This is a genomic window from Streptomyces minutiscleroticus (assembly GCF_014650875.1).
Lineage (GTDB): Bacteria > Actinomycetota > Actinomycetes > Streptomycetales > Streptomycetaceae > Streptomyces > Streptomyces minutiscleroticus.
This window is the reverse complement of sequence record NZ_BMVU01000005.1, coordinates 142,379-166,212: the sequence shown is the minus strand read 5'-3', so window position 1 is coordinate 166,212 and position 23,834 is coordinate 142,379. Positions and strand designations below refer to the sequence as shown.

The 23,834-nt window shown below is 74.4% G+C and carries 20 protein-coding genes and 1 tRNA gene; 14 read left to right on the top strand and 7 right to left on the bottom strand.

From position 1 onward, the window contains the following. Nucleotides 1–13 precede the first annotated feature (13 nt). A complete protein-coding gene (locus IE271_RS09385) occupies nt 14–1,027 on the bottom strand; it encodes an SEC-C domain-containing protein (RefSeq protein WP_190189738.1) in 1,014 nt (337 codons plus the stop codon). A gap of 358 nt (nt 1,028–1,385) precedes the next feature. On the opposite strand from IE271_RS09385, the gene IE271_RS09380 reads away from it, so the two are divergent. From IE271_RS09380 to IE271_RS09360, 5 genes are all read left to right on the top strand, one after another. Further along, nucleotides 1,386–1,604, top strand: coding sequence for a DUF3311 domain-containing protein (locus tag IE271_RS09380; RefSeq protein ID WP_190189737.1), 219 nt, complete (start codon nt 1,386–1,388; stop codon nt 1,602–1,604). Beyond that, entirely contained in the window at nt 1,601–3,196 is a 1,596-nt protein-coding gene (locus IE271_RS09375) for a sodium:solute symporter family protein (protein ID WP_190189736.1), read from the top strand. The genes IE271_RS09380 and IE271_RS09375 overlap by 4 nt, the downstream gene beginning before the upstream one ends. 405 nt (nt 3,197–3,601) lie before the next feature. Next, complete coding sequence (locus IE271_RS09370) at nt 3,602–3,901, top strand: DUF6412 domain-containing protein (RefSeq protein ID WP_190189866.1); 300 nt, start codon at nt 3,602–3,604, stop codon at nt 3,899–3,901. Nucleotides 3,902–4,089: 188 nt separating this feature from the next. Continuing rightward, nucleotides 4,090–4,842: a YidC/Oxa1 family membrane protein insertase gene (locus IE271_RS09365; protein WP_190189735.1), complete on the top strand. Its 753-nt coding sequence runs from the start codon at nt 4,090–4,092 to the stop codon at nt 4,840–4,842. A 131-nt stretch (nt 4,843–4,973) separates the two neighbouring features. After that, nucleotides 4,974–5,831 (top strand): fumarylacetoacetate hydrolase family protein, encoded by an 858-nt coding sequence (locus tag IE271_RS09360; RefSeq protein ID WP_190189734.1) that lies wholly within the window; start codon nt 4,974–4,976, stop codon nt 5,829–5,831. A 323-nt stretch (nt 5,832–6,154) separates the two neighbouring features. Here IE271_RS09360 and IE271_RS09355 read toward each other — a convergent pair whose 3' ends face one another. Continuing rightward, on the bottom strand, nt 6,155–6,631 hold the full coding sequence (locus IE271_RS09355) for a heme-degrading domain-containing protein (protein ID WP_190189865.1): 477 nt from the start codon (nt 6,629–6,631) through the stop codon (nt 6,155–6,157). Nucleotides 6,632–6,684: 53 nt separating this feature from the next. Further along, nucleotides 6,685–7,773, bottom strand: a complete 1,089-nt coding sequence (locus tag IE271_RS09350) for a Gfo/Idh/MocA family protein (RefSeq protein WP_190189733.1) — start codon at nt 7,771–7,773, stop codon at nt 6,685–6,687. Nucleotides 7,774–7,828: 55 nt separating this feature from the next. On the opposite strand from IE271_RS09350, the gene IE271_RS09345 reads away from it, so the two are divergent. The 6 genes from IE271_RS09345 to IE271_RS09320 all read left to right on the top strand — a co-directional run bounded on the left by IE271_RS09345 (nt 7,829) and on the right by IE271_RS09320 (nt 14,074). Beyond that, complete coding sequence (locus IE271_RS09345) at nt 7,829–8,938, top strand: ROK family transcriptional regulator (RefSeq protein WP_229919214.1); 1,110 nt, start codon at nt 7,829–7,831, stop codon at nt 8,936–8,938. A gap of 214 nt (nt 8,939–9,152) precedes the next feature. After that, entirely contained in the window at nt 9,153–10,139 is a 987-nt protein-coding gene (locus IE271_RS09340; protein ID WP_229919213.1) for a hypothetical protein, read from the top strand. A 164-nt stretch (nt 10,140–10,303) separates the two neighbouring features. Continuing rightward, on the top strand, nt 10,304–11,083 hold the full coding sequence (locus tag IE271_RS09335) for an HAD-IIA family hydrolase (protein ID WP_190189731.1): 780 nt from the start codon (nt 10,304–10,306) through the stop codon (nt 11,081–11,083). Between the two features lie 146 nt (nt 11,084–11,229). Continuing rightward, entirely contained in the window at nt 11,230–11,802 is a 573-nt protein-coding gene (locus IE271_RS09330; protein ID WP_190189730.1) for a hypothetical protein, read from the top strand. Nucleotide 11,803: 1 nt separating this feature from the next. Then, complete coding sequence (locus IE271_RS09325; RefSeq protein ID WP_229919212.1) at nt 11,804–12,469, top strand: class F sortase; 666 nt, start codon at nt 11,804–11,806, stop codon at nt 12,467–12,469. Nucleotides 12,470–13,060: 591 nt separating this feature from the next. Beyond that, nucleotides 13,061–14,074 carry a glycoside hydrolase family 6 protein gene (locus tag IE271_RS09320; protein WP_190189728.1) on the top strand — a complete coding sequence of 338 codons (1,014 nt, stop codon included), beginning with the start codon at nt 13,061–13,063 and terminating at the stop codon, nt 14,072–14,074. A gap of 88 nt (nt 14,075–14,162) precedes the next feature. Here IE271_RS09320 and glxA read toward each other — a convergent pair whose 3' ends face one another. The 4 genes from glxA to IE271_RS09300 all read right to left on the bottom strand — a co-directional run bounded on the left by glxA (nt 14,163) and on the right by IE271_RS09300 (nt 19,459). Then, a complete protein-coding gene (glxA, locus tag IE271_RS09315; RefSeq protein WP_190189727.1) occupies nt 14,163–16,100 on the bottom strand; it encodes a radical copper oxidase GlxA in 1,938 nt (645 codons plus the stop codon). Between the two features lie 87 nt (nt 16,101–16,187). Continuing rightward, nucleotides 16,188–18,296: a glycosyltransferase family 2 protein gene (locus IE271_RS09310; RefSeq protein WP_190189726.1), complete on the bottom strand. Its 2,109-nt coding sequence runs from the start codon at nt 18,294–18,296 to the stop codon at nt 16,188–16,190. Between the two features lie 322 nt (nt 18,297–18,618). Then, complete coding sequence (locus IE271_RS09305; protein WP_190189725.1) at nt 18,619–19,320, bottom strand: FadR/GntR family transcriptional regulator; 702 nt, start codon at nt 19,318–19,320, stop codon at nt 18,619–18,621. 65 nt (nt 19,321–19,385) lie between these two features. Further along, nucleotides 19,386–19,459, bottom strand: a tRNA-Lys gene (locus IE271_RS09300). Between the two features lie 185 nt (nt 19,460–19,644). On the opposite strand from IE271_RS09300, the gene IE271_RS09295 reads away from it, so the two are divergent. The 3 genes from IE271_RS09295 to IE271_RS09285 all read left to right on the top strand — a co-directional run bounded on the left by IE271_RS09295 (nt 19,645) and on the right by IE271_RS09285 (nt 23,763). Further along, nucleotides 19,645–20,934, top strand: a complete 1,290-nt coding sequence (locus IE271_RS09295) for a peptidoglycan-binding protein (protein WP_190189724.1) — start codon at nt 19,645–19,647, stop codon at nt 20,932–20,934. Between the two features lie 789 nt (nt 20,935–21,723). Continuing rightward, nucleotides 21,724–22,920: an SPFH domain-containing protein gene (locus IE271_RS09290; RefSeq protein WP_373308738.1), complete on the top strand. Its 1,197-nt coding sequence runs from the start codon at nt 21,724–21,726 to the stop codon at nt 22,918–22,920. Between the two features lie 225 nt (nt 22,921–23,145). Further along, nucleotides 23,146–23,763 carry a lytic polysaccharide monooxygenase auxiliary activity family 9 protein gene (locus IE271_RS09285; protein WP_373308737.1) on the top strand — a complete coding sequence of 206 codons (618 nt, stop codon included), beginning with the start codon at nt 23,146–23,148 and terminating at the stop codon, nt 23,761–23,763. Nucleotides 23,764–23,834 lie beyond the last annotated feature (71 nt).

Below are 23,834 nucleotides of genomic sequence, written 5' to 3'. Positions count from 1 at the left end.
TTCTGCTCGATCGTTAGTCGGCCCCATGGCATTCCCCATAAACCCGCCCCGACCCGCACCAGCAAGCGGCCCCTCGCTCCGGGGGCCACGCCACAGCCCGGCCCCGCGACGCCAGCGTCGTCGCGTACTGGGGCAGGAGCGTGGTGTCCGTCGGGGACGACGCCTCCGAGGCGGCGAAGGCCTCGTAGGAGGGGACCGTGCCCGTGACGATGCCCAGGTTCGGGGTGCCGGAGGCGGCCAGCTCGCGCAGGGCCTCCTCTATCGTCGCGAGGTGCCGCTCGTGGGACGGGTACTCCTCCGCCAGGGACGGATACGCCGCCAGCAGCTCCGCGAACTCGTCCGCGGGCCAGTGCAGGACCGCCACCGGGAACGGGCGCGACAGGGCCTGCCGGTAGGAGCCGAGCTCCGCCTGGAGGCGGGAGATCTCGGCGCGCAGCTCGGCCGGGTCGTCCGAGCCGAGGGACCACACGCGGGTGGGGTCGTGGAGCTCGTCGAGGGGGACCGACGCCGTGTGCAGGGCGTCGGCCTGCTCGTCCCGGGCGTCGTGCGCGACGCCGAGCATGCGGCGGACGCGGTGGCGGCCGAAGAGGACCGGACGCACCGCGTACGGAGGCTCCTCGCCGTCCGCCAGCAGCAGCTCCGCCGCCTCGGTGAACGTCTCGTGCGCGGCCTCCAGCTCGTCGTGCGCCTCCAGGGCCTCCGCGACGATCACCCAGGGCGCGGGGTCCCGGGGCGCCGCGGCCCGGACGCCGTCGATGATCGCGCGGGCCTCCGCCTCGTGGCCGTACTCCCACAGGTTGGCCGCCTTCAGCGCGCGGACCAGGTGCGGGTGGTCCAGGGGCTCGGCGGACGCCAGCAGGCGGTCGTAGAGCGTGCTGGCCCGCGGGCGGTCGCCGGCCAGTTCGAGATGGGCCGCGGCCTGCACGAGCAGCTGCTCGGCGTCCTCGGGGTAGAGGCCGGCGGTCCGTTCGAGGCGTGCCGCCTCGGCGTTGTGGTCGACGTACTCGGCAGACGTGTCGGGGCGCATGGATCACACCGTACTGCCGTCCGCCGACAAGAGAGGGGCCGCGGCAGGCCGGGAAATGAGAGGGGAGGGGAGAGGGCGGGGACAGGAGGAGAACTGCGGGGGGCCCGTGGCGGAACAGCAGCGGGACGGAAGCGGAACCGGGCGGGACGGCCGGCCCGGGAGGGAAGCGGAACCAGGCCGGGCGAGGCGAGGGGAGGCCGGGAAGGGGAGAGGGGAGCGGGGCGCGGCTCCGGGCGCTGGGTGGTGCGGGCCCCGGCCGCGGGGGACGGCCGGGCTCCGGGCAGCGGTGGCGGGGGCGGCGTGCGGGGCCGTGCGGGGTGCGCGGTCGCCGCGGGGGCAGGGCCTAGGGTCGGATCCCGTGAACGTACGCCGCCATCATCTCTGGCTCCTGGCCCCCTTCCTCCTCCAGCTCGCCGCGCTGCCCCTCGTGAACCGGGTGGAGCCGGTGCTGCTCGGACTGCCGTTCCTGTTCTTCTGGCTGCTGGTCTCGACCGTGCTCACGCCGTTCGCGGTGTGGCTGGCCCGGCGCGGGGACCGGCGCCGGACGGACCGGGCGAAGGGACGGGCGGGCGCGTGAACTCCACCGTCTCCACCACAGTCTTCGGTGTCTTCATGGTGGCCACCGTCGCCCTCGGGCTGCTCGCCGTGCGCCACCGCGGGAAGGGGGCCTCCGGCCCCTCCCGGCAGGGCGGCGGCGGGCTCGCCGAGTGGTCCGTGGGCGGGCGCAGCCTCGGCACCGTCTTCATCTGGGTGCTCATGGCGGGGGAGTCGTACACGAGCTTCAGCTACCTGGGAGCCGCCGGGTGGGGGTACAACTACGGCGCCCCCGTTCTCTACGTCGTCGCGTACATGTCCTGCGGTTACGCCGTCGGCTACCTCGTCGGCCCGATGCTGTGGGGGTACGCGCGGCGGCACGGCCTGGTCGGGATCACCGACATGGTGGCGCACCGCTACGGGCGGCCGTGGGCGGGCGCGCTGATCGCGGTCCTCGCCACCGTCTGCCTGCTGCCGTACATCCAGCTCCAGATCACCGGCATGGGCGTCGTCGTGTCGACGATCTCGTACGGCGCGATCAGCCTGAACTGGGCCTACTTCGTGGCCTTCGCCGTCACCACCGCCTTCGTGGTGGTCAGCGGGCTGCGCGGCAGCGCGTGGGTGTCCGTCCTGAAGGACGTGCTGGTCATCGGCACGCTCGCCTTCCTGGCGGTGTACGTGCCGCTGCACTACTTCGACGGGTACGGGGGCCTCCTCGACCGGCTCGTGGCGGAGAAGGGCGAATGGCTGACGCTGCCGGGGCACGGCGGGGAGGCGAGCGGGCTCGGCACCGGGTGGTTCGTGTCGACCTCGCTGCTCAACGCCCTCACCGTGGTGATCTTCCCGACCACCGTGGCGGGGTACCTGGGCGCGCGCAGCGGCGACGCCCTGCGGCGCAACGCGATCCTGCTGCCCGCCTACAACGTCCTGCTCTTCGTGCCGATGCTGCTCGGCATGGCGGCCCTCTTCGTCGTGCCGGGGCTGACCGGGGCGGACTCCAACCTGGCGCTGTTCCGGCTGGTCGTCGACTCGCTGCCGGCGTGGGCCGTCGGTGTGGTCGGGGTCGCCGCCGCGCTGTCGTCCATCGTGCCGATGGCCGTGTTCATGCTGGTCATCGGCACGATGTGGGGACGCAGCGTGCTGTCGCTCGTACCGGCCCTGCGAGCGCGGCAGAAGGGCGCCGCGCAGATCGTCGTGATCGTCGCGGGCACCCTCGCGCTGATCCTCACCTACGCGGCGCCCAACACCCTCGTACGGCTGTCGCTGATCTCCTACGAGGGGATGGCGCAGCTCGTGCCGATGCTGCTGCTCGGACTGGTGTGGCGCCGGCTGACCTGGGCGGGCGCGCTGAGCGGGCTCGCCGTCGGCGGGGTGCTGGTGTGCGTGCTCGTGTTCACCGGGCGCGACCCGGTGTTCGGCGTGAACGCCGGGATCGTCGCCCTCGCCGCCAACCTCGCCGTGGCGCTCGCCGTGACGTACGCGGGGCCGGCCGAGCGGGGCGACCGGCGGCCGGACGCGGACGTGCTGGCGGACCCCTTCGCGGACCTGGGAGAGGGGGTGGGAGAGGGATGGGCCGACGAGGAGGGCGCCGAGGGGGACGGTGCCGCGTCCGCCCGCGGCACGTCCGCGCGCTGAGGGCGTCCGTCCGCTGAGGGCTGAGGGCGTCCGTCCTGTATGCCGGGGGTGTCCGCTCGTCCGCATGCCGGGTGTCCGTCCGGCCGTGTCCTGAGGGCGTCCGCCCAGCCGCGCCCTGGGGACGTCCGCGTGTGCGCCGGGGCGTCCGCCCCTGCGCTGAGGGCGCCCCGCGGCGCCCTCCCGGCCGACGGTGTGTTCGATACCGGTCCGCGGACGGAGGCGCCGCGGGCGGCCCGTCCTGTATAACGGCAGGACGGGTCGTCTCCCCGCCGGACGCGGGAGCGGACGACGGACGACGGGCCACGGGCGAGAGACCGGCGGCCGTCGGGCCGGGACCCGGTGAGGACCAGGGAGAGGGGGCAGCCGGTGAAGCGGACGACTCCGCCGCCGTCGCGGCGGCCGCGCCTGCGGCTTCCCGTTCCCCCCGCCGTCCTGCTGCTCTTCCTCCTCGCCGACGTGGCCCTCGCCGACGCGGGCGGCCTGTCCGCCGTCGTGGCCCTCGCGGCGACCGCCGCGGCCGGGTCCGCGCTCGTCGCCTGCTCCGTCATCGCCGCGCGCCTGGCGCCCGCCGTGCCGCCCGACCGGGTCCGCACGGCCATCCGCGACCGCGAGCAGCGCACCGCGTTCCTGCCGCAGCGCGACCCCGACGCCTCCGGGCGCACCCGGCCCCGCGCACCCGGCCGTCCCCTCCCGACGGCCGCGTAGGGACGCGGGTCCACCACGGCGCCTCCGGCGGAACGAACCGTTCCCGGAGCAGCTCTTCCCAGCCGTCCCCTCGCGGGTCGTCATGCCGACGCACAGCACACCTCTTCCGGCGCGTCCGGGCCCCGGCACGTCCGGGCTACCCGGCCTGTCCGGGCCCCGGCACGACGAGACCCACGGAGGGCTCACCCATGTCCGTCTTCGCCACGCTGGTCGAGCGCCTGGCCGACCTGCTCCAGCCGCTCTTCCACGCCTCCGCGGCGGCCGCCGCGATCGTCCTGTTCACCGCCCTCGTACGGCTGCTCGTCCACCCCCTGTCGCGGGCCGCGGCGCGCGGGCAGCGGGCGCGCGTCCGGCTCCAGCCGCACCTGGCCGAGCTGCGGAGGAAGCACGCCAAGAACCCCGAGAAGCTCCAGCAGGCGATCATGGAGCTGCACGCCAAGGAGCAGGTCTCGCCGCTGTCCGGCTGCCTGCCGAGCCTGCTGCAGCTGCCCGCGTTCTTCCTGCTCTACCACCTGTTCTCCAGCTCCCGGATCGGCGGCGAGGCCAACGCGCTGCTGGAGCACCAGCTGTTCGCCGCGCCCCTCGGCGGCCGGTGGACCGACGCGCTGGGCGACGGCGGGGTGTTCGGGGCGGCGGGCCTGGTCTACCTCGGGCTCTTCGCGGTCGTGGCCACCGTCGCCACCTTCACCTACCGGCGGACCAAGCGGCAGCTGGCGGCCTCGCCGGTGCTGCCCGCGGCGGGCGGGGACCAGCAGGTGCCCGGGCTCGGCGCCGTCACCCGGTTCATGCCGCTGATGTCGTTCATGACCCTGTTCACCGTCGCCGTGGTGCCGCTGGCCGCCGCGCTGTACGTGGTGACCAGCACGGCGTGGAGCGCGGTCGAGCGTGCCGTGCTGTACCGGGACGTGCCGGGCGCGGCGGCCGCCGTTCCCGCCGCCTGAGGCGGGGAACCCGCCCGGTCCGGTCCGTGAACGCGGCCTTGCGGACCGGACGGGCGCCCTGGAGGATCGACCGGTCCTCCCGGCGGCCGCACCCGCCGGCGGGGCCGCCCCGTGAGCGAGGGAGAGGGACCATGAAGCTGCTGCGAGCCGGTACGGCGGGAGCGGAGCGGCCGGCGCTGCTGGACGCGGACGGGACCCTGCGGGACCTGTCGGGGCTGGTGCCGGACATCGACGGGCCGCTCCTCGCCGACGACGCGGCGCTCGACCGGATCCGCGTGGCCGCCGCGGCGGGCGGACTGCCGGTCCTGGACGCGGACGGGCTGCGCGTCGGCCCGCCCGTCGCCCGCGTCGGCAAGGTCGTCTGCATCGGCCTCAACTACCACGACCACGCCGCCGAGACGGGTGCCGAGCCGCCCGCCGAGCCCGTCGTCTTCCTCAAGGCGGCGGACACCGTGGTCGGGCCGGACGACACGGTGCTCGTGCCGAGGGGCTCGCGGAAGACCGACTGGGAGGTCGAGCTCGCGGTCGTCATCGGGCGTACGGCGCGCCGCGTGGAGACGGACGAGGAGGCGCTCGCGCACGTCGCCGGGTACGCGGTGGCGAACGACGTCTCGGAGCGCGCGTTCCAGACCGAGCACGGCGGTACCTGGGACAAGGGCAAGAACTGCGAGACGTTCTGCCCGCTGGGCCCGTGGCTGGTGACCGCCGACGAGGTCCCGGACCCGCAGGCGCTCGCACTGCGGCTGTGGGTGAACGGCGAGCTGATGCAGGACGGCAGCACCGCCGACCAGATCTTCCCGGTCGCCGAGGTCGTCCGGTACGTCAGCCGGTTCATGACCCTCTACCCGGGCGACGTCATCAGCACGGGGACGCCGGCCGGGGTCGCCCTGGGCCGGCCCGAGCCGAAGCCGTACCTGCGGGCCGGCGACGTGGTGGAGCTGGAGATCGAGGGGCTGGGGCGGCAGCGGCAGGTGCTGAAGGACGCGTAGGGCCCGCCCGGCGAACCGGGCGGGCCCGAGCGGCCGCCCGGACGACAGCCGGCCGTTGGTCAGCGGCCACCGGCCGCCTGCCGCCTGCCGTCGGCCGCCTGCCGCCTGCCGCCTGCCGCCGGCCGCCCGCCGCCGGCCACCGGTCGCCGGCCCGCCCGTCGTCCGGCTGTCGGCCGGGCGTCGGCCGGGCGTCGGCCGGACGACAGCCGGGCGTCGGCCGGACGACAGCCGGACGACAGCCGGACGGGAGCCGGACGGGAGGCGGAGGGGGCAGCCCGTTCCGTTGCCCCGGACGGGCCCGGCCCCCCGGCTCCGGGGCGGGCTCAGCCCTTGAAGCGCTCCAGGGCCTCCACCACCAGCGCGTGGTCCTCGATCTGCGGCAGGCCGGAGACGACGACCGTGCCGATCACCCCGGCGCCCTCGACCGCGATCGGGAAGGCGCCGCCGTGGGCCGCGTACACGTCCGGGTCCAGGCGCGAGCCCTCCTCGAACGTCGTGCCCTTGGCCCGGAACCGCGAGCCGACCAGGTACGACGAGCATCCGTAGCGCTCGACGACCCGGCGCTTGCGGTCGATCCAGGCGTCGTTGTCCGGGGCCGAGCCGGGCAGCGCCGCGTGGAAGAGCTGCTGGCCGCCGCGGCGGATGTCGATCGCGACGGGGGCCCCGCGCTCGCGGGCCAGTTCGACGAGCAGGGTGCCGAGCGCCCACGCGTCGTCGTACGTGAAGTGCGGCAGGACCAGCCGGCGCTCCTGCTCCTCCAGCTCGGGGATGCCGGGCGCGCCGGCGGGGTTCGGGTTCACGGCCTTCGACGTCTCCGGGGTGTTGTCCGGAGAGTCCGGGGAGTCCGGGGTGCTCACAGGGACACCGCCACGCCGTCGCGGGCCGAGCGGCGCGCGGCCTCCAGGACGTCGAGCGCGGCGGCCGCCTCCAGGGCGGTGACCGGGTTGCCGCCGGTGCCGCGCAGGGCGGCGGCCACGGCCGCGTAGTAGGCGGGGTAGTCGCCGGGCTCGCTCGGGACGGGGCGGCCGCCGCCGGTCACCGGGGACTCGCCGGAGCCGAGGCGGCCCCACAGCTCCTCGGGCTCACGGCCCCAGCCGTCGCCCCCGGCGCCCGGGCGCCTGCCCTCGCGCAGCGCCGCCTCCTGCGGGTCGAGGCCGTACTTCACGTACCCGGCCCGCGAGCCCAGGGCGCGGAAGCGGGGGCCGAGCTGGGCGGTGGTCGCGGAGACGTACAGGTGGGAGCGGACACCGCCGGCGTGCGTGATCGCGACGAAGGTGTCGTCGTCGGCCTCGGCGCCGGGGCGGCGCACGTCCGACTCGGCGTAGACGGAGACGGCCGGGCCGAAGAGGACGAGCGCCTGGTCGACGACATGGCTGCCGAGGTCGTACAGCAGGCCGCCGATCTCGGCCGGGTCGCCGGACTCGCGCCAGCCGCCCTTGGGCTTCGGGCGCCAGCGCTCGAAGCGGGACTCGAAGCGCCACACGTCGCCCAGCTCGCCCGCGTCCAGCAGCGCGCGCAGGGTCAGGAAGTCGTTGTCCCAGCGGCGGTTCTGGAAGACGGAGAGCAGCAGGCCGCGCTCGTCGGCCAGGGCGGCCAGCTCGCGCGCCTCGGCGGCCGTGCCCGCGACCGGCTTGTCGACCACGACCGGCAGGCCCGCCTTGAGGGCGGCCGTCGCGAGCGGTACGTGGGTCCTGTTCGGGGAGGCGATGACGATCAGGTCCAGCTCGTCCGCGCGCGGCCACAGCTCGTCGGCCGAGGCGGCGACGCGCACGCCCGGGAACTCGGCGCGGGCCTGCTCCTGCCGCTCGGGGCGGGACGTGACGACCGTGTCGAGGACGAGGCCCTCGGTCGCGGCGATCAGCGGGGCGTGGAAGACGGAGCCCGCCAGACCGTAGCCGACGAGGCCCACGCGGAGGGGGGAGTCAGTGCCTGTACCAGTCATACGCCCACTTAAGCAACGCTGTTGCCAAAGTGCAAGCGCAGTGGACAATGCCTCTGTGAACAGGACCAACGCGGGCGCCGGGGTGAATCTGCTCGCCCTGCGCAGCCACAACGCCGCCCTCGTGCTCGAACTGCTCCGCCTCGCCGGGCCGCCCGGCATCACGCGGCTCGAACTGGCCGAGCGCACCGGGCTGACCCCGCAGGCCGTCAGCAAGATCACGGCCCGGCTGCGCTCCGACGGGCTGGTGACGGAGGCGGGCCGGCAGGCGTCCACGGGAGGCAAGCCGCGGACGGCGCTGCGGCTGGTGCCGGGGGCCGGGCACGCGGTCGGCGTCCACCTGGACCGCGACGAGATGCGCCTCGTCCTGCTCGACCTCACCGGCGCGGCGGTGGCGGAGCGGCGGGCGGCGCTGGACCTGGGCGCGGGCGCGGCGGCGGTGGTCGGGACGGCGGCGCGGGAGGTCGGGGCGCTGGCCGGTGTGCTGGGGGAGGGGGCCGCCCGGTCCTCCGTCCTGGGCGTCGGGGTGGCCATGCCCGGCCCCCTCGACCACGTGCACGGCGTCCTGCAGCGGGTGACCGGGTTCCCGGAGTGGGACGGCTTCCCGCTGCGCGACGCGCTGGCCCGGCGCCTCGACCTGCCGGTGGTGCTGGACAAGGACACCAACGCGGCCGCCCTCGGACTGGCCGTCGGCAGCGAGGGCGGCTCCTTCGCCTACCTCCACCTCGGTACGGGGCTGGGGGCCGGGCTCGTCCTGAACGGGGCCGTGCACCGGGGCGCCCGCACCGGCGCGGGCGAGTTCGGGCACCAGGTGGTCCAGCTCGACGGGCCGCCGTGCGGCTGCGGCGGCAGGGGCTGCGTCGAGGCGCTGTGCCTGGGCGCCGTCGCCCGGGGCGCCGTCGACGAGGCGGCCCGGGTGCTGGGCACGGGCGCCGCGAACCTCGTGGCGCTCCTCGACATCGACCTCGTCCTGCTGGGCGGGCGCACCGTCGCCTCGGACCCGGACCGCTTCGTCCGCGGCGTCGGCACCGTGCTCGACGCCCGGGCCCGCCGCGAGGGCGTATGCAGCCCGGTGCCGGTCCGGCTCGCCCCGGGCGGGCCCCACCTGGTCGCGGAGGGTGCGGCCCAACTGCTGCTCGCGCCGCTCTTCGGACGCGCGGAGGGCTGACGGAGGCGGGCCGGGAGCGGGCGGCCCGCCCGTCCGGGCCCGAGCCGTCCCCTAGGTCCGGCGCCGTCGTCCCCTGAGGTCCGGCGCCGTCGTCTTTCCCGAGACCCCGGACACGGCCCGCACTGCGCCGAACGAGGGCTGCTGCGCCGCCGATCGAGTCGCACGGCGGCGGGACCGGGGTGTCGGCGGGCGGAACGGTCAAGGTCTCTGCTCCATGCGACTGCCCAAGCCGGGGAACCCCGCCGCCGCGGCCGTGACCCTGGCCGCGACCGCCCTCGTCCTCGCGCCCGTGCCGGCCCCGGCCGCCGCGCCCGGGACCGCCCGGACGACAGCCGCACCGACGCGACCGGCGGCCCGGACGCAACCGGCCGCCCCGGCGAAGCCGATCCCCCTGGCGACCGCCGTACGAGCCGCGCCCGCGGCCCCCGGCCGGGCGACCGCCGCACGAGCCGCGCCCACAGCACCCGTCCCGCCGGCCGCCGACCCCCCGGCCCCCACTGCGCGAACCGCGCAAGCGTCTCCCCTCCTCGCCGCCGAATACGTCCCCACCTGCGGCGACGTCGGTGATGCCGTCGATCCGGGCAGCCGCGACTTCCCCCTCCGCGCGCGTCTGCGCGGCGGGCCGGACGCGTACGAGGCGGGCGGCGAGCCCGTCGCCTGGTCGCTCGACCTCACCAACACCACCCGTACCGCCTGCGGGAACATCCACCCCGTCCTCGTCCTCGTGGACGAGGCGCGCACGCTGCGCCCGGAGCAGCTCCGGGTGGAGTTCACCGCGGACGGCCGCACGCACCCCGTGTTCTTCGAGCGGACCGACCGGGACGAGAACGTCGGCGTCTTCGACGACGGCTTCCCCGGCTTCACCGTGGCGCCCGGCGAGACCGTCACCGTGCCCGTGCGCATGGCCGTGGCCTCCGGCACCGTGCCCGGCGAGGTCGTGGCGAGCGCCGCCGTCGTGCAGCGCCGCGAGGACGACGGCGACTGGGTCGGCGAGTCCGGCGACCACCGCTTCCGCGTCGTCGACGAGGTGCCCGACCGGGAGCCGGGCGACGCCCCCGGCCGCCCCGGCGACGTCCCGCCGTCCGCGGACGGCCTGGCGCGGACGGGCGGCCCCGCCCCGCGCGCACTGCTCGGCACCGCGACGGCCGCGCTCGCCCTCCTCGCCGCCGGCACCCTCCTGGTGCGGCGCGCCCGGCGCTGACCACCCGCCGCCGCGGCGGGCCACCGGCACGTCCGCCGCGTACACCCACGGGCCGCACACGGTTCCCGGCCAGGCATTCTCCAAGATCGGACGGGTGGTTAGGCTGAGTGCGCCGGCACACCGCACGGCACAGGCGGCACCGCGTACGGCAGGAGACGGCACACATGGCAGAGCGCAAGCCCATCGAATCGTGGCTCACCGACATGGACGGCGTGCTGATCCACGAGGGGGTGCCGATCCCCGGCGCCGACGCGTTCGTCAGGAAGCTCAGGGACTCCGGCAAGCCCTTCCTGGTCCTCACCAACAACTCCATCTACACCGCCCGCGACCTGCACGCCCGGCTGAAGCGCATGGGCCTGGACGTGCCCGTCGAGAACATCTGGACCTCCGCCCTGGCCACCGCGGAGTTCCTCGACGACCAGCGGCCCGGCGGCACGGCGTACGTCATCGGCGAGGCGGGCCTGACCACCGCGCTGCACGACATCGGGTACGTGCTCACCGACCACGACCCCGACTACGTGGTGCTGGGCGAGACCCGTACGTACTCCTTCGAGGCGATGACCAAGGCGGTCCGGCTGATCAACGGCGGGGCCCGCTTCATCTGCACCAACCCCGACGAGACCGGCCCGTCCACCGAGGGCCCGCTGCCCGCCACCGGCGCCGTCGCCGCGCTGATCACCAAGGCGACCGGCAAGAACCCGTACTTCGCGGGCAAGCCCAACCCGCTGATGATGCGCACCGGCCTGAACGCCATCGGGGCGCACTCCGAGACCAGCGCCATGATCGGCGACCGCATGGACACCGACGTGCTGGCCGGCCTGGAGGCCGGGATGCAGACCTTCCTGGTGCTGACCGGGCTGACCACGCCCGCGGAGATCGAGCGGCACCCGTTCCGGCCCTCGGAGGTCGTGGACTCCATCGCGGACCTCGTCGACCGGATCTGAACCCGGCGCGGACCTCGTCGGCCGGATCCGGCCCCCGGCCGGGTCCGGTCCGCCGATGAGAACCCGTTCGGCGCAGCCGCGCCCCTCAGCGGGTGCGGCGCCGGGGCCGCGGGAGGAGCCTCCGAAAGGTCTGGAGGTTTTTCACGATGGGTTCTCTGCGACTCACTCTCTGCGCCGGGGCGGTGTGCGCCACCGCGCTGACGCCCGTGGCCGCGGCGCACGCGGACGAGGCGGACGTCCAGGTGTCCTCGTCGTCCCCGGCGCCCGGCGACGAACTGGGCCTGCGGGTGCGCGGCTGCGCCGCGCGCGCGGCCACCGCCGAGTCGGCGGCGTTCGTCGCGGACACCCGGCTGACCGGCGAGGACGGCGTCCTCGCCGGTGCGGCCCGGGTCCGTTCCCCGCTCCGGCCCGGCACCTATCCCGTACGGGTCCACTGCGGCGGCGCCGTCACCGACAGCCGCTTCGACGTCGTGCGGGAGGAGCGGCCGGCGGACCGTTCGCAGGACCGCCGGGGGCCGGAGCGGGAGCCGGCCGCGCCCGCCTCGCCCGTGGCCCCCGTGCGGGCCGGCGGCGGCGGGACCGCGCGGCTGTCGGTCTCCGAGGCGCGTGCCACCGGGCCCGGAACCCCGCATGCGGTGGTCGGTCTCGTCCTCGCGGGCGTCGCGGCGGTCGCCGTGGCGGTGCGCAGCGCCCGCCGGGGGCGCGGCGGCGTCGACTGACGTGTCCGGCCGGAGGTTCTCCGTCGGCGCGGGACGGCTGCTCGCCGGGGTCGCCTGGGTGGTGCTGCTGCTCGGGCTGTGGCTGTGGGGCCGGGACATTCCGGGCCTGCGCACGGGCCTGTCCGCGCCGACCACGGGAGACGTGGCGGCGGTCGGCCGGCCGCTCGGCGTCGCCCGGCCGAACGCGGTGCGCCCGCTGGCCGCCGCGCCGCCGCGCCGCGTGGAGATCCCCGCGCTGCGCGTACGGGCCCCCGTGGTGGGCCGGGGCCTGGACCGGGACGGGGCGATCGAGCCGCCGTCGTACGACACCCCGGACACCGTCGCCTGGTACGACCGCGGGGTGACGCCGGGCGCGGCCGGGACCGCGCTGCTCGTGGCGCACGTCGACACCGAGACCGGGCCCGCGGTCTTCAGCCGGCTCGGCGGGATGCGGCCGGGGCAGAGGATCCGGGTCCTGCGCGAGGACGGGCGGACCGCCGAGTTCACCGTGGACGACGTACGGGTCTTCGCCCGCGACCGGTTCGACGCGCAGAAGGCGTACGGCCCCCGGCTGGCCGGCCGCGCCGAACTGCGGCTGATCACCTGCGGTGGCGCCTTCGACCGCGCCGAGCACCGCTACACGGCGAACGTCGTGGTCTCCGCGTATCTCTCGGGGGTCGGGGCGTGACGCGTACGGTGCGGCTGCGTGCGCGGCCCGGCGTGACGCGTACGCGGTCGCGGTGCCGCGTCCTGCCGTCGGACGGGGTCCCGGCTCGTACCAGGCCCGGTCGACGACCCGCTCCCCCCGGAGTCGCCGACCGGGCTGGTCCTCGACCGCGCGCGCTCGGGCTGCGGGAGTAACCCGGCGACCGGCGCGGGAGGTTCTGGGCCCTTCCGGAATGCTGGAAAGCCTCGACAGCCGGGGACCGGGGCGTCAGAGACGACTTTAGAACGGATGCGCGCTCCGGCCTAGGGGGCGAATGACGCCAAGTCCCCGCGCGATGGCGCAGCGTCATCCCCGCAGGTGGTGTGGGACGGTCGGAGCGGTTCCGGCGCGCCGGGGCGTACGCCGGACGCCCGCCGGAGGCGGTGTGCGGCGGCGCGTGCGGCGGTCGGGCGGCCCGGCGCGCGGCGGCGCCCGGAAGCCGTGCGGAGGCGGGCGGACGACGCGGCGCGGGGTGCCGCGGCAGGTGACCGGCGGGAAGCGAACGACCTCGTGGGCGCGGCGGCGGCTGTGTCAGGATTGGGGCTTCGAAGAGTGCACCCAAGGGGGAGTTGGATGTACGGGAGCAGGGGGGTCGGCGCGAGGGCGTCCGCCGCGGTGGCCGGGGCGGTGCTGCTCCTCGCGGGGTGCTCCTCGTCCGACGGCGACGGCGGGGACGGCGCCGGAGCGGCCGTCACCCAGCAGCCGCGCGGTACGGACCCGTTCTGGGTCAACCCGGAGGGCACCGCGGCCGAGCAGGTCGCCGCCTACGAGAGGGACGGGAAGAAGGACGAGGCCGAGCAGATCCGCAAGATCGCCCAGCAGCCGACCGGCGAGTGGATCGGCCCCGAGGACCCCGAGCAGGAGGCGAGAGGCTTCACCGAGGCCGCCGAGAAGGCCGACCGCGACGCGGTTCTCGTGCTCTACAACATCCCGCACCGCGACTGCGGCCAGTACTCGGGCGGCGGCGCCGCGGACGGCGACGCCTACCGCGCCTGGATCGACGGGGTGGCCGAGGGCATCGGCGACCGCCGGGCCACGGTGGTCCTGGAGCCGGACGCGGTCCTGCACCTCGTCGACGGCTGCACGCCCGACGAGTTCCACGAGGAGCGCTACGACCTGCTCAAGGGGGCGGTCCAGCGGCTCGGGGCGCTGGAGAACACGAAGGTGTACCTGGACGCGGGCAACGCCGGGTGGGGCAGGCCCGACCAGATCTTCGAGCCGCTGACCCGGGCGGGGATCGAGCAGGCCGACGGCTTCGCGGTCAACGTCTCCAACTTCTACACGACCGAGGACAGCATCCGGTACGGCAAGGAGCTGTCGGCGAAGGTCGGGAACAAGCCGTTCGTGATCGACACCAGCCGCAACGGCAACGGCCCCTACACCGAGGGCGACGAGAGCGAGCGCTGGTGCAACCCGCCGGGCCGCGCGCTCGGCGAGACGCCCACCACGAAGACGGACGACCGGCTGGTCGACGCCTATCTGTGGATCAAGCGCCCGGGTGAGTCGGACGGCGAGTGCAAGGGCGGTCCGAAGGCCGGGCAGTGGTGGCCGGAGTACGCGCTGTCGCTGGCGCGGGCCAGCGGCTGACCACCGGCACGGCCCGCGGAGGCGGACGGCCGGGGGAGCCCTCCGCCAGGAGGGCGCCCCCGGCCGTCCGGCCGCGGGAGCGGGCCCGTCAGGGCACCCGCACCCACTGCGCCTTGCTCGGCGTGCCCTGGTCGTCCGTCACGAACAGCATGTACCAGCCCGACTGGACGAGGTTGCGGTTCTTCGGGACGGTGACCGTCACCCCGTTTGCCGTCTTCTCCACGTCCAGCGCGATGGAGCGCTGGTCGACGTCCGTGACGTGGGTGGAGGCGCTGGGCCGGATCAGCCGCGCCGTCCTGACGGCCGACGCGTGCTGCGACGTGAAGGTCGCCGACTCGCCGCGCGCGATCGTCTTCGGGCCGCCGGACAGCGTGGGCCGCGAGTCGCGGTACAGGTACGGCGGCGTGTAGATCTCGATGCGCTGCTCGAACGTGCCCGGCTTGGTGTTGGCCTTGTCCGCGTAGAGCGAGTCGGAGCCGAAGAACATCACGCGGCCGTCGGGCAGCAGGATCGAGCCCGAGTGGTAGTTGCGCCCCACCAGCGGGTCGGCGACCCGCTTCATGGTGTCGTCCTTCGCGTCGTACAGCCGCGCCTGGAGGATGTCGGAGTCGCCGCGCCCGCGGTAGTCCTCGGAGCCGCCGGAGATCAGCACGGTGTCGTCGGGCAGGATCGAGGACTGCGGGTAGCGGGTGCCCTTCTCCAGCTCGGGCCCGTCCCTGAACTTCGGGTCGTCCTCCAGCAGGTCGATGATCCGCGTCTTGTTGCTGGACTGCCGGGACTCGCCGACCCCGCCGCCGCCGATCACCATGTACCGCTCCTTCTGCGCGGGCGGCAGCAGCACCGTGCCCGAGGTCTCCAGCAGCTTCGGGTCGCTCAGGCCCGGCACCTTGGTGAACTTGTTGGTGTCCAGGTCCCAGATGCCGGGGTCGCGGCCCACGTCGTCCGGCCCGTAGCCCGCGTTGGAGCCCGAATAGAAGAGCTTGCCGTTCTGCATCAGCGAGATCGCCGGGTACGTCGGGAACTGGCGGACGCCCTCGGTGTACGTCCACTTCTTGGTCTCCGGGTCGAAGACCTCGTTCTTGCCCGGCACCAGCTGGCCGATCTCGTCCAGGCCCGACAGGCTCAGGACCTTCCCGTCCGACAGCGTGGTCAGCGTCGGGTACCAGCGCGCCTCGTTCATCGGGTCGACCTTGATGTACTTCTCGGCGACCGGGTCGAACTCGTAGGCGTCGCGGATGCCCTGGAAGTCCTTCTTGTCCAGGGCGAGCTTCTGCGCGATGCCGTACGTGTTGCGCGCGTCGCCGCCCGACAGGCCCTGCACCCGGTAGTTGTCCTGGGTGCCCGTCTCGTACTTCGCGCCGCTCTTCTGCGCCTCGACGTAGATACGGCCGAGGCCCGGGTCGTTGCGCAGGAAGGCGCCGGTGGCCTTGTCGAAGACCTTCTTCGCGCGCGGCACGAGCACCGGGTCCTTGGAGACGAAGGTCTTGCCGTTGTCCCGGCCGGTGAACCGCGTGCCCGCGGGCAGCGTGATCGGCTTGTCCGGGTTCTCGTTGTGCACGATCATCAGGCCGCCGGCCTTGGTGACGTCGCCCTTGAGCTTCTCGTAGCGCTTGGTGCCGCCCGCGATCAGCAGCTTGCCGTCGGCGAGCTGCGTGTGGCCCGTGCAGAACAGGTCGGTGGGCGTCGGCACCTTCTTGATCGTGCCCTTGACCGGGTCCCAGATCCGGGTGTCGAACCTCTTGGCGTCGAAGTTGTCCTGGTTGTTGCCCGAACCCGCGATGAGCAGCACCTTGCCGGTGTGCAGCAGGGCCGCGTGGATGGTGTTCTGCCGGTACTCCTCCGGGAACTCCACGATGTCCCACTTGCCGTTGGCGGCCTTGTACTCGGGCTGGTTGATCTTGTACTCGTGGTACTGCTGCGATCCGAAGCGGTACAGCGCCGGCCCGTTCATCCCGGCCAGCGCGAGCACCACCGCCGCGCCTATGGCGATGCGGCGGGCACGGCGGCGGCTGGAACCGTCTTTCACGTCATATCCCGTCTGACTTCGTCATCGTCCGTGGTCGCCGGCGCCGGGAGGCGGCCGTCGGGGCGGCCTCCCGGCGGCCCGTCCGGGTCACTGCCCGGGCGGCCGCCGGCGCGCTCCGAGGGCGATCTGCATGGTCTGTTCGCTGTCCCCGCCGGCCCGGCTCCCGCCCGGGCCGGCGGTGCCGTGGTGTCCGTCCCGGCCGCCGGCCGGGCTCCCGGCCGGGCCGGCGGCGGCCTGCCCCTCGGTCACCCAGCTCGGCCTGCGCTGCGGTGCGTGGGCCGCGTGCGCGCCGGACGCCCCGGGCCCGGGGCCGTGCGAGCCGTGCGGCGTGTACTGGTGCGGCACGGTGGGGGCGGGCTCCGCCTCCGCCGGACCCGCGTGCCGTCCGCGGGACGGCGCGGCCGCCCGCTTCCTGCGCTCCTGCCGCATGGTCCAGCGCCAGGCGAACATCGGCGAGGCGGTGATCAGCAGGGCGAAGGTGGCCCAGACGATCATCGCGGGGTGGGAGTGGCCGAAGACGAAGCCGGCGGCGATCGAGGCCGCGAAGACCAGGATGAAGTACCAGTGGTACCGGAAGGTCCCGAACCAGGTGTCCGGGCTCGCGGAGTCGCCCTTCGGCGTGACCACGAACTTGCTCTTGCGGCGCAGCACCGAGTCGATCAGCGCCTTCGCGTACAGCGGCGCCGACAGCGCGGACATGATCATGCCGGCCACGCCGCCGGAGCCCTCCGGCTCGTGCGGCGAGACGTTGTGGCGGCGGTTCCATACGTAGAGGCCGATCTGCAGCGCGGAGGCGTTGCCGTAGAGCATCAGCCAGATCGCCGGGTCGATGTTCACGCCCGAGGCGCCAAGGCCCAGGAACAGCGCGCAGCTCAGCGCCGCGAGCAGCCAGTTGAGGGCCGACATCGGATAGAAGATGATCATCATCGTGTAGTTGAAGAGCTTGCTCGGCGGCAGCGAGTACCAGCCCTTCCAGTACTGCTTCAGGATCGTCTCGTACGTACCCCGCGACCAGCGCATCTGCTGGGTGAAGAAGTCCGTCCAGGCGTTGGGGCCCTCGCCGACCGCGAGCACGTCGGGCGTGTAGACCGAGCGCCACTTGTTCCCCGTCGCCGGGTTCTTGTGGCGGTGGATCTCGAAGCCCGTGGCCATGTCCTCGGTGATCGAGTCGTACAGGCCGCCGATCTGCTTCAGGGCCTTGATCCGCACCGCGTTCGAGGTGCCCACGAACATCGGCCCGCCGTAGGCGTTGCCGGCCCGCTGGATCAGGGCGTGGAAGAGGAACTGCTGCGACTCGGCGGCCTTGGTGATGGGGTTGTCGTAGTTGCCGTACACCTGCGGGCCGATGACGAAGCCGACGTCCGGGTCGCGGAAGAAGCCGAGCATCCGCTCCAGGTAGTTGGGCAGCGGCACGTGGTCGGTGTCGACCGAGGCGAAGTAGTCGTAGGCGTCGCCGTGCGCGTCCAGCCAGGCGTTGTAGTTGCCGTGCTTGGTCTTGGCGCGGTGCGGGCCCTTGGGCTGGTTCCACCTCGCCACGCCCTTGCGGGAGAAGTGGTGCACGCCGAGCCGCTCGCAGACCGCCTTGACCTCGGGGTCGTTCCCCTCGTCGAGCAGCCACACGTGCAGGAGCCCGCGGTGGCGGAGCTTCACCGCGGCCTCCAGGGTCTTCGTCACCATCTCCAGCGGCTCCTTGCCGGGCACGAAGGAGGTGAGGAAGGCCACTCTGGTGCCGGTCTCGGGCACCACCGGGACCGGGTCGCGGGCCACGAGCGTGGCGTGCGCGTTGGACAGCACGTTCATGCAGCGGAAGAACTCGATCAGGCCGATCGAAACGAGCATGACAATGTCGAGCGCGGGCAGGAAGTCGTACGCCGGATAGTCGCGCTCGGTCCAGTGCTCGGGCTGCAGCAGCCACGCGAGCAGGACGAGCGAGAGGAGGGGTGCCGCGCCGAGCATCAGCGCCGCCCGGACGCGGTGCGGCTCCTGCGAGAGCAGCGAGCGGTACTGCACCTTGTACGGCCGGGACGGGTCGGGCTGCGTGAGGGGGCCCGCGAGCCTGCTGTAGTGCTCGTAGTCGTATCTGGGCAGCGCCTTCTTGATTCTGCGGAAACTGCCCGTCCGGTGGGACGGCAGCCGCAGCTGCGTGGTGTCCGACGGATCGAAGTCCGGCCGGGCGCCCTTCGGCGTCGACGTCATGAGTCATTCCCCCCACGCGCTGGTCAAGCGCGTTTCGTCGGTCTTCCGCCCGCCGTCGGTCCCCCTCGACCGGCACGGGCGCGTCAGCGGCAGGCCACTGTCGCCACGTCGTCCACACTTTATAGAGACATGGAACGCCTGCCCTCCGGTTGCATGATGCCCCCCTCGGCACCACAGCAGGAACGGGGCCCCCACCCCCGTCGAGTACGCAACCGGACCGCATCCCCGACCGCCGCGTATCCGCAGCCTCCGGCACACCAGAGTTCTACGGCGTTCCTCTTGATCGCAAGGTGGGCAACAGCGTGCTTAACGGTCAAAGCAGCTAAATGGGTCGAGCGTTGGCGTCCAGGGGTGCGGTTGTGGCCACGCGGGCGCGGATGTTGCCGAAGTGCTCCCTCATGGCCGCCTCGGCCCGCATGACGTCGCCGGACCGCACCGCGTCGACGATCTCCCGGTGCTGACGGCACGTCACCCCGGGGTCCTGCGGCACGTCCACCAGATCGGTGCGTACGCGGTGGAAGGCGTCCCAGAACGCCTCCAGGACCTCGCCGAGGAGCCGGTTGCCCGGACCCCGGTACAGGGTGGCGTGAAACGCCCGGTCGGTCTCCGCCAGGCCCGCGCCCGCGGCGGCCTCCGCCTCCATGCGGTCGACCAGCGCGTCCAGCTCGGCGAGGTCGGCCTCCGGGACCCGGCCCGCCAGCCGCGAGACCAGCCCCGTCTCCACGGCCTCGCGCAGCTCCAGAAGCTGCAGCAGGCTGTCCTCGCCCCGGTAGTGCCCGGCGACGGTGCGGAAGGCCAGGCCGTCGATCATCGGAGCCAGGGACATCGTCCCGACATAGGTCCCGAAGCCGTGCCGGATCTCCACGATGCCCATCGCCTGGAGGGCCTTCAGCGCCTCCCGCACGGAGTTCCGGCTGGCGCCGAGGAGCTGCATCAGCTCGGGCTCGGTCGGCAGGCCGGCGCCGGAGGGCAGCCGGCGGTCGATGATGAGCTTCTTGATCCGTTCCTGCAGGTCGCGCGCCATGGCGAGAGGGTATCCGGCCATACGCGAGAAGGCCCCCGCTCTCGCGAGGGGCTTCCCACCGTCTGTGCGCCGCCAGGGACTCGAACCCCGGACCCGCTGATTAAGAGTCAGCTGCTCTAACCAACTGAGCTAGCGGCGCCTGCTGACACGAGAACTCTACCCGACGCCGGAGGGTGCTCCCGACCGCCCGCACCGGGCCGTCGCCCGCACGGAGGGTCCGATTACATCATTCGGACCGTCAACATGCGTCACTCCCCGGAAGTTGGGAAACTGGCGACCGTACAAAGAGGTGGACATTTCCGGCTGGAGTGTGAGGGGAATCGCATGGAGGCTCCGGTATTCGAGGAATTCGACCCCGCGGGCGGCTGCGACTGCCCCGGGTGTGTCCACTGGCGGCGTGTCGCCCCCTTTTCCCTCCCGGTGCGGGGCGGCGGTCACCCGGCCTCCCGCGCGGCGCACCGGACGCTGGCGCTGGCGGCCGCGGCGGGCACGGCCCTCGCCGCGGGCCAGGCCCTCCCGGCCGCCGCCGCGCACGCCCCGGCGCTGCCGGGCGCGGACGCGGCCGGCGAGCCGGCCGCGCCGCGGGGCGCCGCGGCTCCGCTGCAGGTCTCCGCCACCGCGGCGACCAGGGCGAAGTTTCCCGAGACCACCCGTGCGGAGATCATCAAGAGGGCCAAGAAGTGGGTCGCCGCGCGGGTGCCGTACGACATGGACAAGTACTGGTCCGACGGCTACCGCCAGGACTGCTCGGGGTTCATCTCCATGGCCTGGAACCTCGGCACGAACCAATGGACCGGCAGTCTCGCCGCCTACGGGGAACGCATTACGAAGGAGGAATTGCAGCCCGGCGACATGCTGCTTTTCCATAATTCCGCCGACCCGCAGAAAGGGTCGCACGTCGTCATTTTCGGCGGCTGGACGGACTACACGCACAAGTCCTACACCGCCTATGAACAGGCCAGGCCGCACGCCCGCAAGCAGGCCACTCCGTACGCCTACTGGAGCAATTCCGCTCGCTATGTGCCCTACCGCTACAAGGGGCTGGCCCCGTCGTCCGGCGGCTCGGGCGGGCAGACGGCGACGGCGTTCCCCGGCCGGAAGTACTTCGGCCCGGGCGCGGACAACAAGTACGTCACCCAGCTGGGCCGGATGCTGGTGGAGCGGGGTGCCGGGGGCCACTACCGCTCCGGGCCCGGCCCGCGCTGGACGGACGCGGACCGGCGGGCGACCCGGGCCTTCCAGCTGGCCCAGGGCTGGACCGGCGCCGACGCGGACGGCCTGCCCGGCCCGGCGACCTGGTCGTACCTGGTCAAGGGCAAGGGCAAGGACGTCAAGGGCGGCTCGGACACGTCCGGGGGCTCCGCCTCCCACGGCGTCCCCGCCTTCCCCGGCCGTGGCCTGTTCCGCCCCGGCGCGGAGAACCGGTACGTGACCCTGCTGGGCGAGCGGCTCGTGAAGAAAGGGTTCGGCAGGCACTACGAGGAGGGCCCGGGCCCGCGCTGGACCGAGGCCGACCGCCGCAACGTCGAGGCGTTCCAGCGGGCCCAGGGCTGGCGCGGCGGCGCGGCGGACGGCTACCCCGGACCGGAGACGTGGCGACGCCTGTTCACCTGAGCGGACGACGGGACCACGCCGCCCGGCCCGGCACCGGCGGCTTTACCCGGCGCGGGCCGCGCCCGGCGGCGCCCGTGCCCGGCGATGGCCCGTGCCCGGCGCCGCCTGCGCCCGGCACCAGCTCATGCCCGGCACCGGCTGCATCCTCGCCGCCCGCGTCCGGTGCCGCCTGCGTCCGGCGGCCGCGTTCGACGGCGGCCGTGCCCGGCACTGGTCATGTCCGGCGGCGGCACCCGGCCGGGCCGGCGGACGGGGCGGACCGGCTCCGCCCCGCGGGCCGCTGCCGTTGTCCGGCGGGTCGGGGCGCCTGCCCGTGCCGTCGCCGGGGGCATGGGCAGGCGCCCTGTGTCGCCCGTGCCCGGAACGGGTGGCCCGTGTCGCTCACCCGGTCGGGGCGATCGGCCCGTGCCGTCGCCCGGGCGGTGGTGCCGGCGGGGGCGCCGTCCCGTGTCGGCCGCCCGGAACGACCCTGTCGTCGTCCGGGCGCGGGACGCGGTTCCGGGGCGGCCGTCCGGCCGGTCGGGGTGCCCGGCCGGTCCGGGTGGTCGGACCGTGTCACCCGTCCGGACGACGGGACGGGCCTGGGTCCGCCCCTTCGGGGCAGAGAACCGGTATGACCTGTCCGATATGTCCTATCGGTTGCCGGTGAGGCGAGACGTTCCCGTCCTCGCCCTCCCGGTCTTCCGGTGGTGATCCCCACGCGGCCGGCCGCCGGTCATCGCGGCGGCGCCCGCCCGCTACCCACGACCCGTACGACACCTCTCCCGGCGCGGAGGCATGGAGGCACGGTTGAGCACGACGACTTCGCAGTCCGAGCAGGAACCGGGGCAGGACGAGGTCCGGGCGGCCGACGCCGTTCCGGAGCCCGGTGCCCGCTCGGCGCGGCTGATCCACAACGAGTCCACCAACGAGATCCCCGTCCACATGCTCTTCCGTGACGAGCCCGAACCGGTTCCCGTACCGCTCGCGCCCGCCGTCGTCGGCAGCCGCCGCGGCACGGGCGAGCAGCCCCGGGTGCCCCTCCCCGCGCCGCAGTCCGGCGCTCCCGAGCGGTCCGCGCCGCGCCCCGTGCCGGAGGTCGACCCGGAGCTGGCCGAACGGCCGGGCCGGGTGCTCCCGGCCACCGCCGGGGTGCTGGCCGGGACGGCCGGCCTGGCCGGCTGCGCGGTCTCGGCGTGGTGGACGCAGGCCGCACTGCCGGCGCTCGCCGCGTACGCCCCGGTCCTGCCCTCGCACGCGGCGGCCGGCGTCGGGCCGGCGCAGTGGGCGGCGCTGGCCGGCTCGGGCGCGCTCGCGCTGTTCGGCTTCGGCGGCCTGGCCCGCGGCCGTGCCGGCCGCGCCTGGGTGCTCGGCCTCTTCGGCCGCTACCGCGGCACGGTCCGCCGCACCGGCCTGATGTGGGTGAACCCGCTCCTGCTGCGGCGGCGCGTCGACGTCCGCCTGCGGCACTGGCGCAGCGAGCCGATGGCCGCGGTCGACGCGAACGGCGTCGCGCTGCGCGTCGTCGTCCTCGTCGTGTGGCGGGTGCGGGACACCGCGCGGGCGGTGCTCGGCGTCGAGGACCACGAGCGCTACCTGCGCGAGTGCGTGGAGGCGGGGCTGGCCCGCGCCCTCGCCCGGATGCCGGCCGACGTCTCGCCCGACGACGGGACGGCGACCCTGCGGAACGCGGAGGCGGTCGGCGACGCGCTGACCCGCGTCCTCGCCGCGGACGCGGGGGCGGCGGGCCTGGAGGTGTACTCGGCGCAGCCGGTGCGCATCGACTACGCGCCCGAGATGGCGGCGGTGATGCGGCGCCGCCGGATCGCGGCCCTGGACGCCCAGCACCGCGCCTCGCTGCTCAGCTCCGTCGTCGACTCGGTCGAGGACACCGTGACCCGGCTCACCGCGCGCGGCCTCGTCGAACTGGACGACTACGAGCGCAAGGCCCTGGTGAAGGACCTGACGGTGGCGTTCTGCGCGGCCCGCGGCGGCGAGGCGCCGTAGCCCGCGGCCGCAGCCCCCGGGGGGGACAGGCCCCCGCACCCGGCCCGCTTCGCCGGACGGCTCTCCCGCCGCCGGTGAAGCGGGCCGGCTATTGGTATGGACATGTTCAATGGCTGGCCATAATCTGCTACTTGGTCTAGACCTGCATCCGCCCGGCGCGGCCGGGCGGATGCAGCGCGACGCACGGCGCACGGAACTTCCCCCACGTTCTCCAGGAGCGGCAGCATGCGCATACGTACGACGACCAGGAAGACGAAGGTGTACGCGGCGGCCGTCGGCATCGCCGCCACGGGAGCCCTCGTGCTCTCCAGCGGCGGGGCCAGCGGCCACGGCTACACCGACCTGCCGATCAGCCGGCAGAAGCTCTGCGCCAACGGCACCGTCGCCAACTGCGGCGCCATCCAGTGGGAGCCCCAGAGCGTCGAGGGTCCCAAGGGCTTCCCCGCCGCCGGGCCCGCCGACGGCCAGATCTGCTCCGGCAACCACACCAACTTCAGCGCGCTCGACCAGCCGAAGACGCCCTCGGGCGGCGCCTGGCCGACGACCAAGGTCACCGGCGGGCAGAGCTACACCTTCCGGTGGCAGTTCACCGCCCGCCACTCCACGACGGACTTCAAGTACTTCATCACCAAGAACGGCTGGAACCAGAACCACGCCCTGGCCAGGTCCGACCTGGAGACCACGCCGTTCCTGACCGTGCCCTACAGCGGGCAGCCGCCGGCCACGCTCTCGCACAGCGGCACGCTGCCGTCGGGCAAGAGCGGCCACCACGTGATCGTCGCGGTGTGGACGATCGCGGACACGGCCAACGCGTTCTACGCCTGCTCCGACGTCACCTTCTGACCCCGGGGCCGGCGGCCGGGCGCGGACGCGCGCACCGGGCGACGCGTGAGGGTCCTCCCGGACGAACCGGG

Bases quoted from the DNA above. Each gene is read 5' to 3' on its own strand.
- IE271_RS09385 (WP_190189738.1), bottom strand. From the start codon at position 1,027: ATGCGCCCCGACACGTCTGCCGAGTACGTCGACCACAACGCCGAGGCG.
- IE271_RS09365 (WP_190189735.1), top strand. From the start codon at position 4,090: ATGTCCGTCTTCGCCACGCTGGTCGAGCGCCTGGCCGACCTGCTCCAG.
- IE271_RS09360 (WP_190189734.1), top strand. From the start codon at position 4,974: ATGAAGCTGCTGCGAGCCGGTACGGCGGGAGCGGAGCGGCCGGCGCTG.
- IE271_RS09350 (WP_190189733.1), bottom strand. From the start codon at position 7,773: ATGACTGGTACAGGCACTGACTCCCCCCTCCGCGTGGGCCTCGTCGGC.
- IE271_RS09340 (WP_229919213.1), top strand. From the start codon at position 9,153: ATGCGACTGCCCAAGCCGGGGAACCCCGCCGCCGCGGCCGTGACCCTG.
- IE271_RS09335 (WP_190189731.1), top strand. From the start codon at position 10,304: ATGGCAGAGCGCAAGCCCATCGAATCGTGGCTCACCGACATGGACGGC.
- IE271_RS09330 (WP_190189730.1), top strand. From the start codon at position 11,230: ATGGGTTCTCTGCGACTCACTCTCTGCGCCGGGGCGGTGTGCGCCACC.
- IE271_RS09320 (WP_190189728.1), top strand. From the start codon at position 13,061: ATGTACGGGAGCAGGGGGGTCGGCGCGAGGGCGTCCGCCGCGGTGGCC.
- IE271_RS09310 (WP_190189726.1), bottom strand. From the start codon at position 18,296: ATGACGTCGACGCCGAAGGGCGCCCGGCCGGACTTCGATCCGTCGGAC.
- IE271_RS09305 (WP_190189725.1), bottom strand. From the start codon at position 19,320: ATGGCGCGCGACCTGCAGGAACGGATCAAGAAGCTCATCATCGACCGC.
- IE271_RS09295 (WP_190189724.1), top strand. From the start codon at position 19,645: ATGGAGGCTCCGGTATTCGAGGAATTCGACCCCGCGGGCGGCTGCGAC.
- IE271_RS09285 (WP_373308737.1), top strand. From the start codon at position 23,146: ATGCGCATACGTACGACGACCAGGAAGACGAAGGTGTACGCGGCGGCC.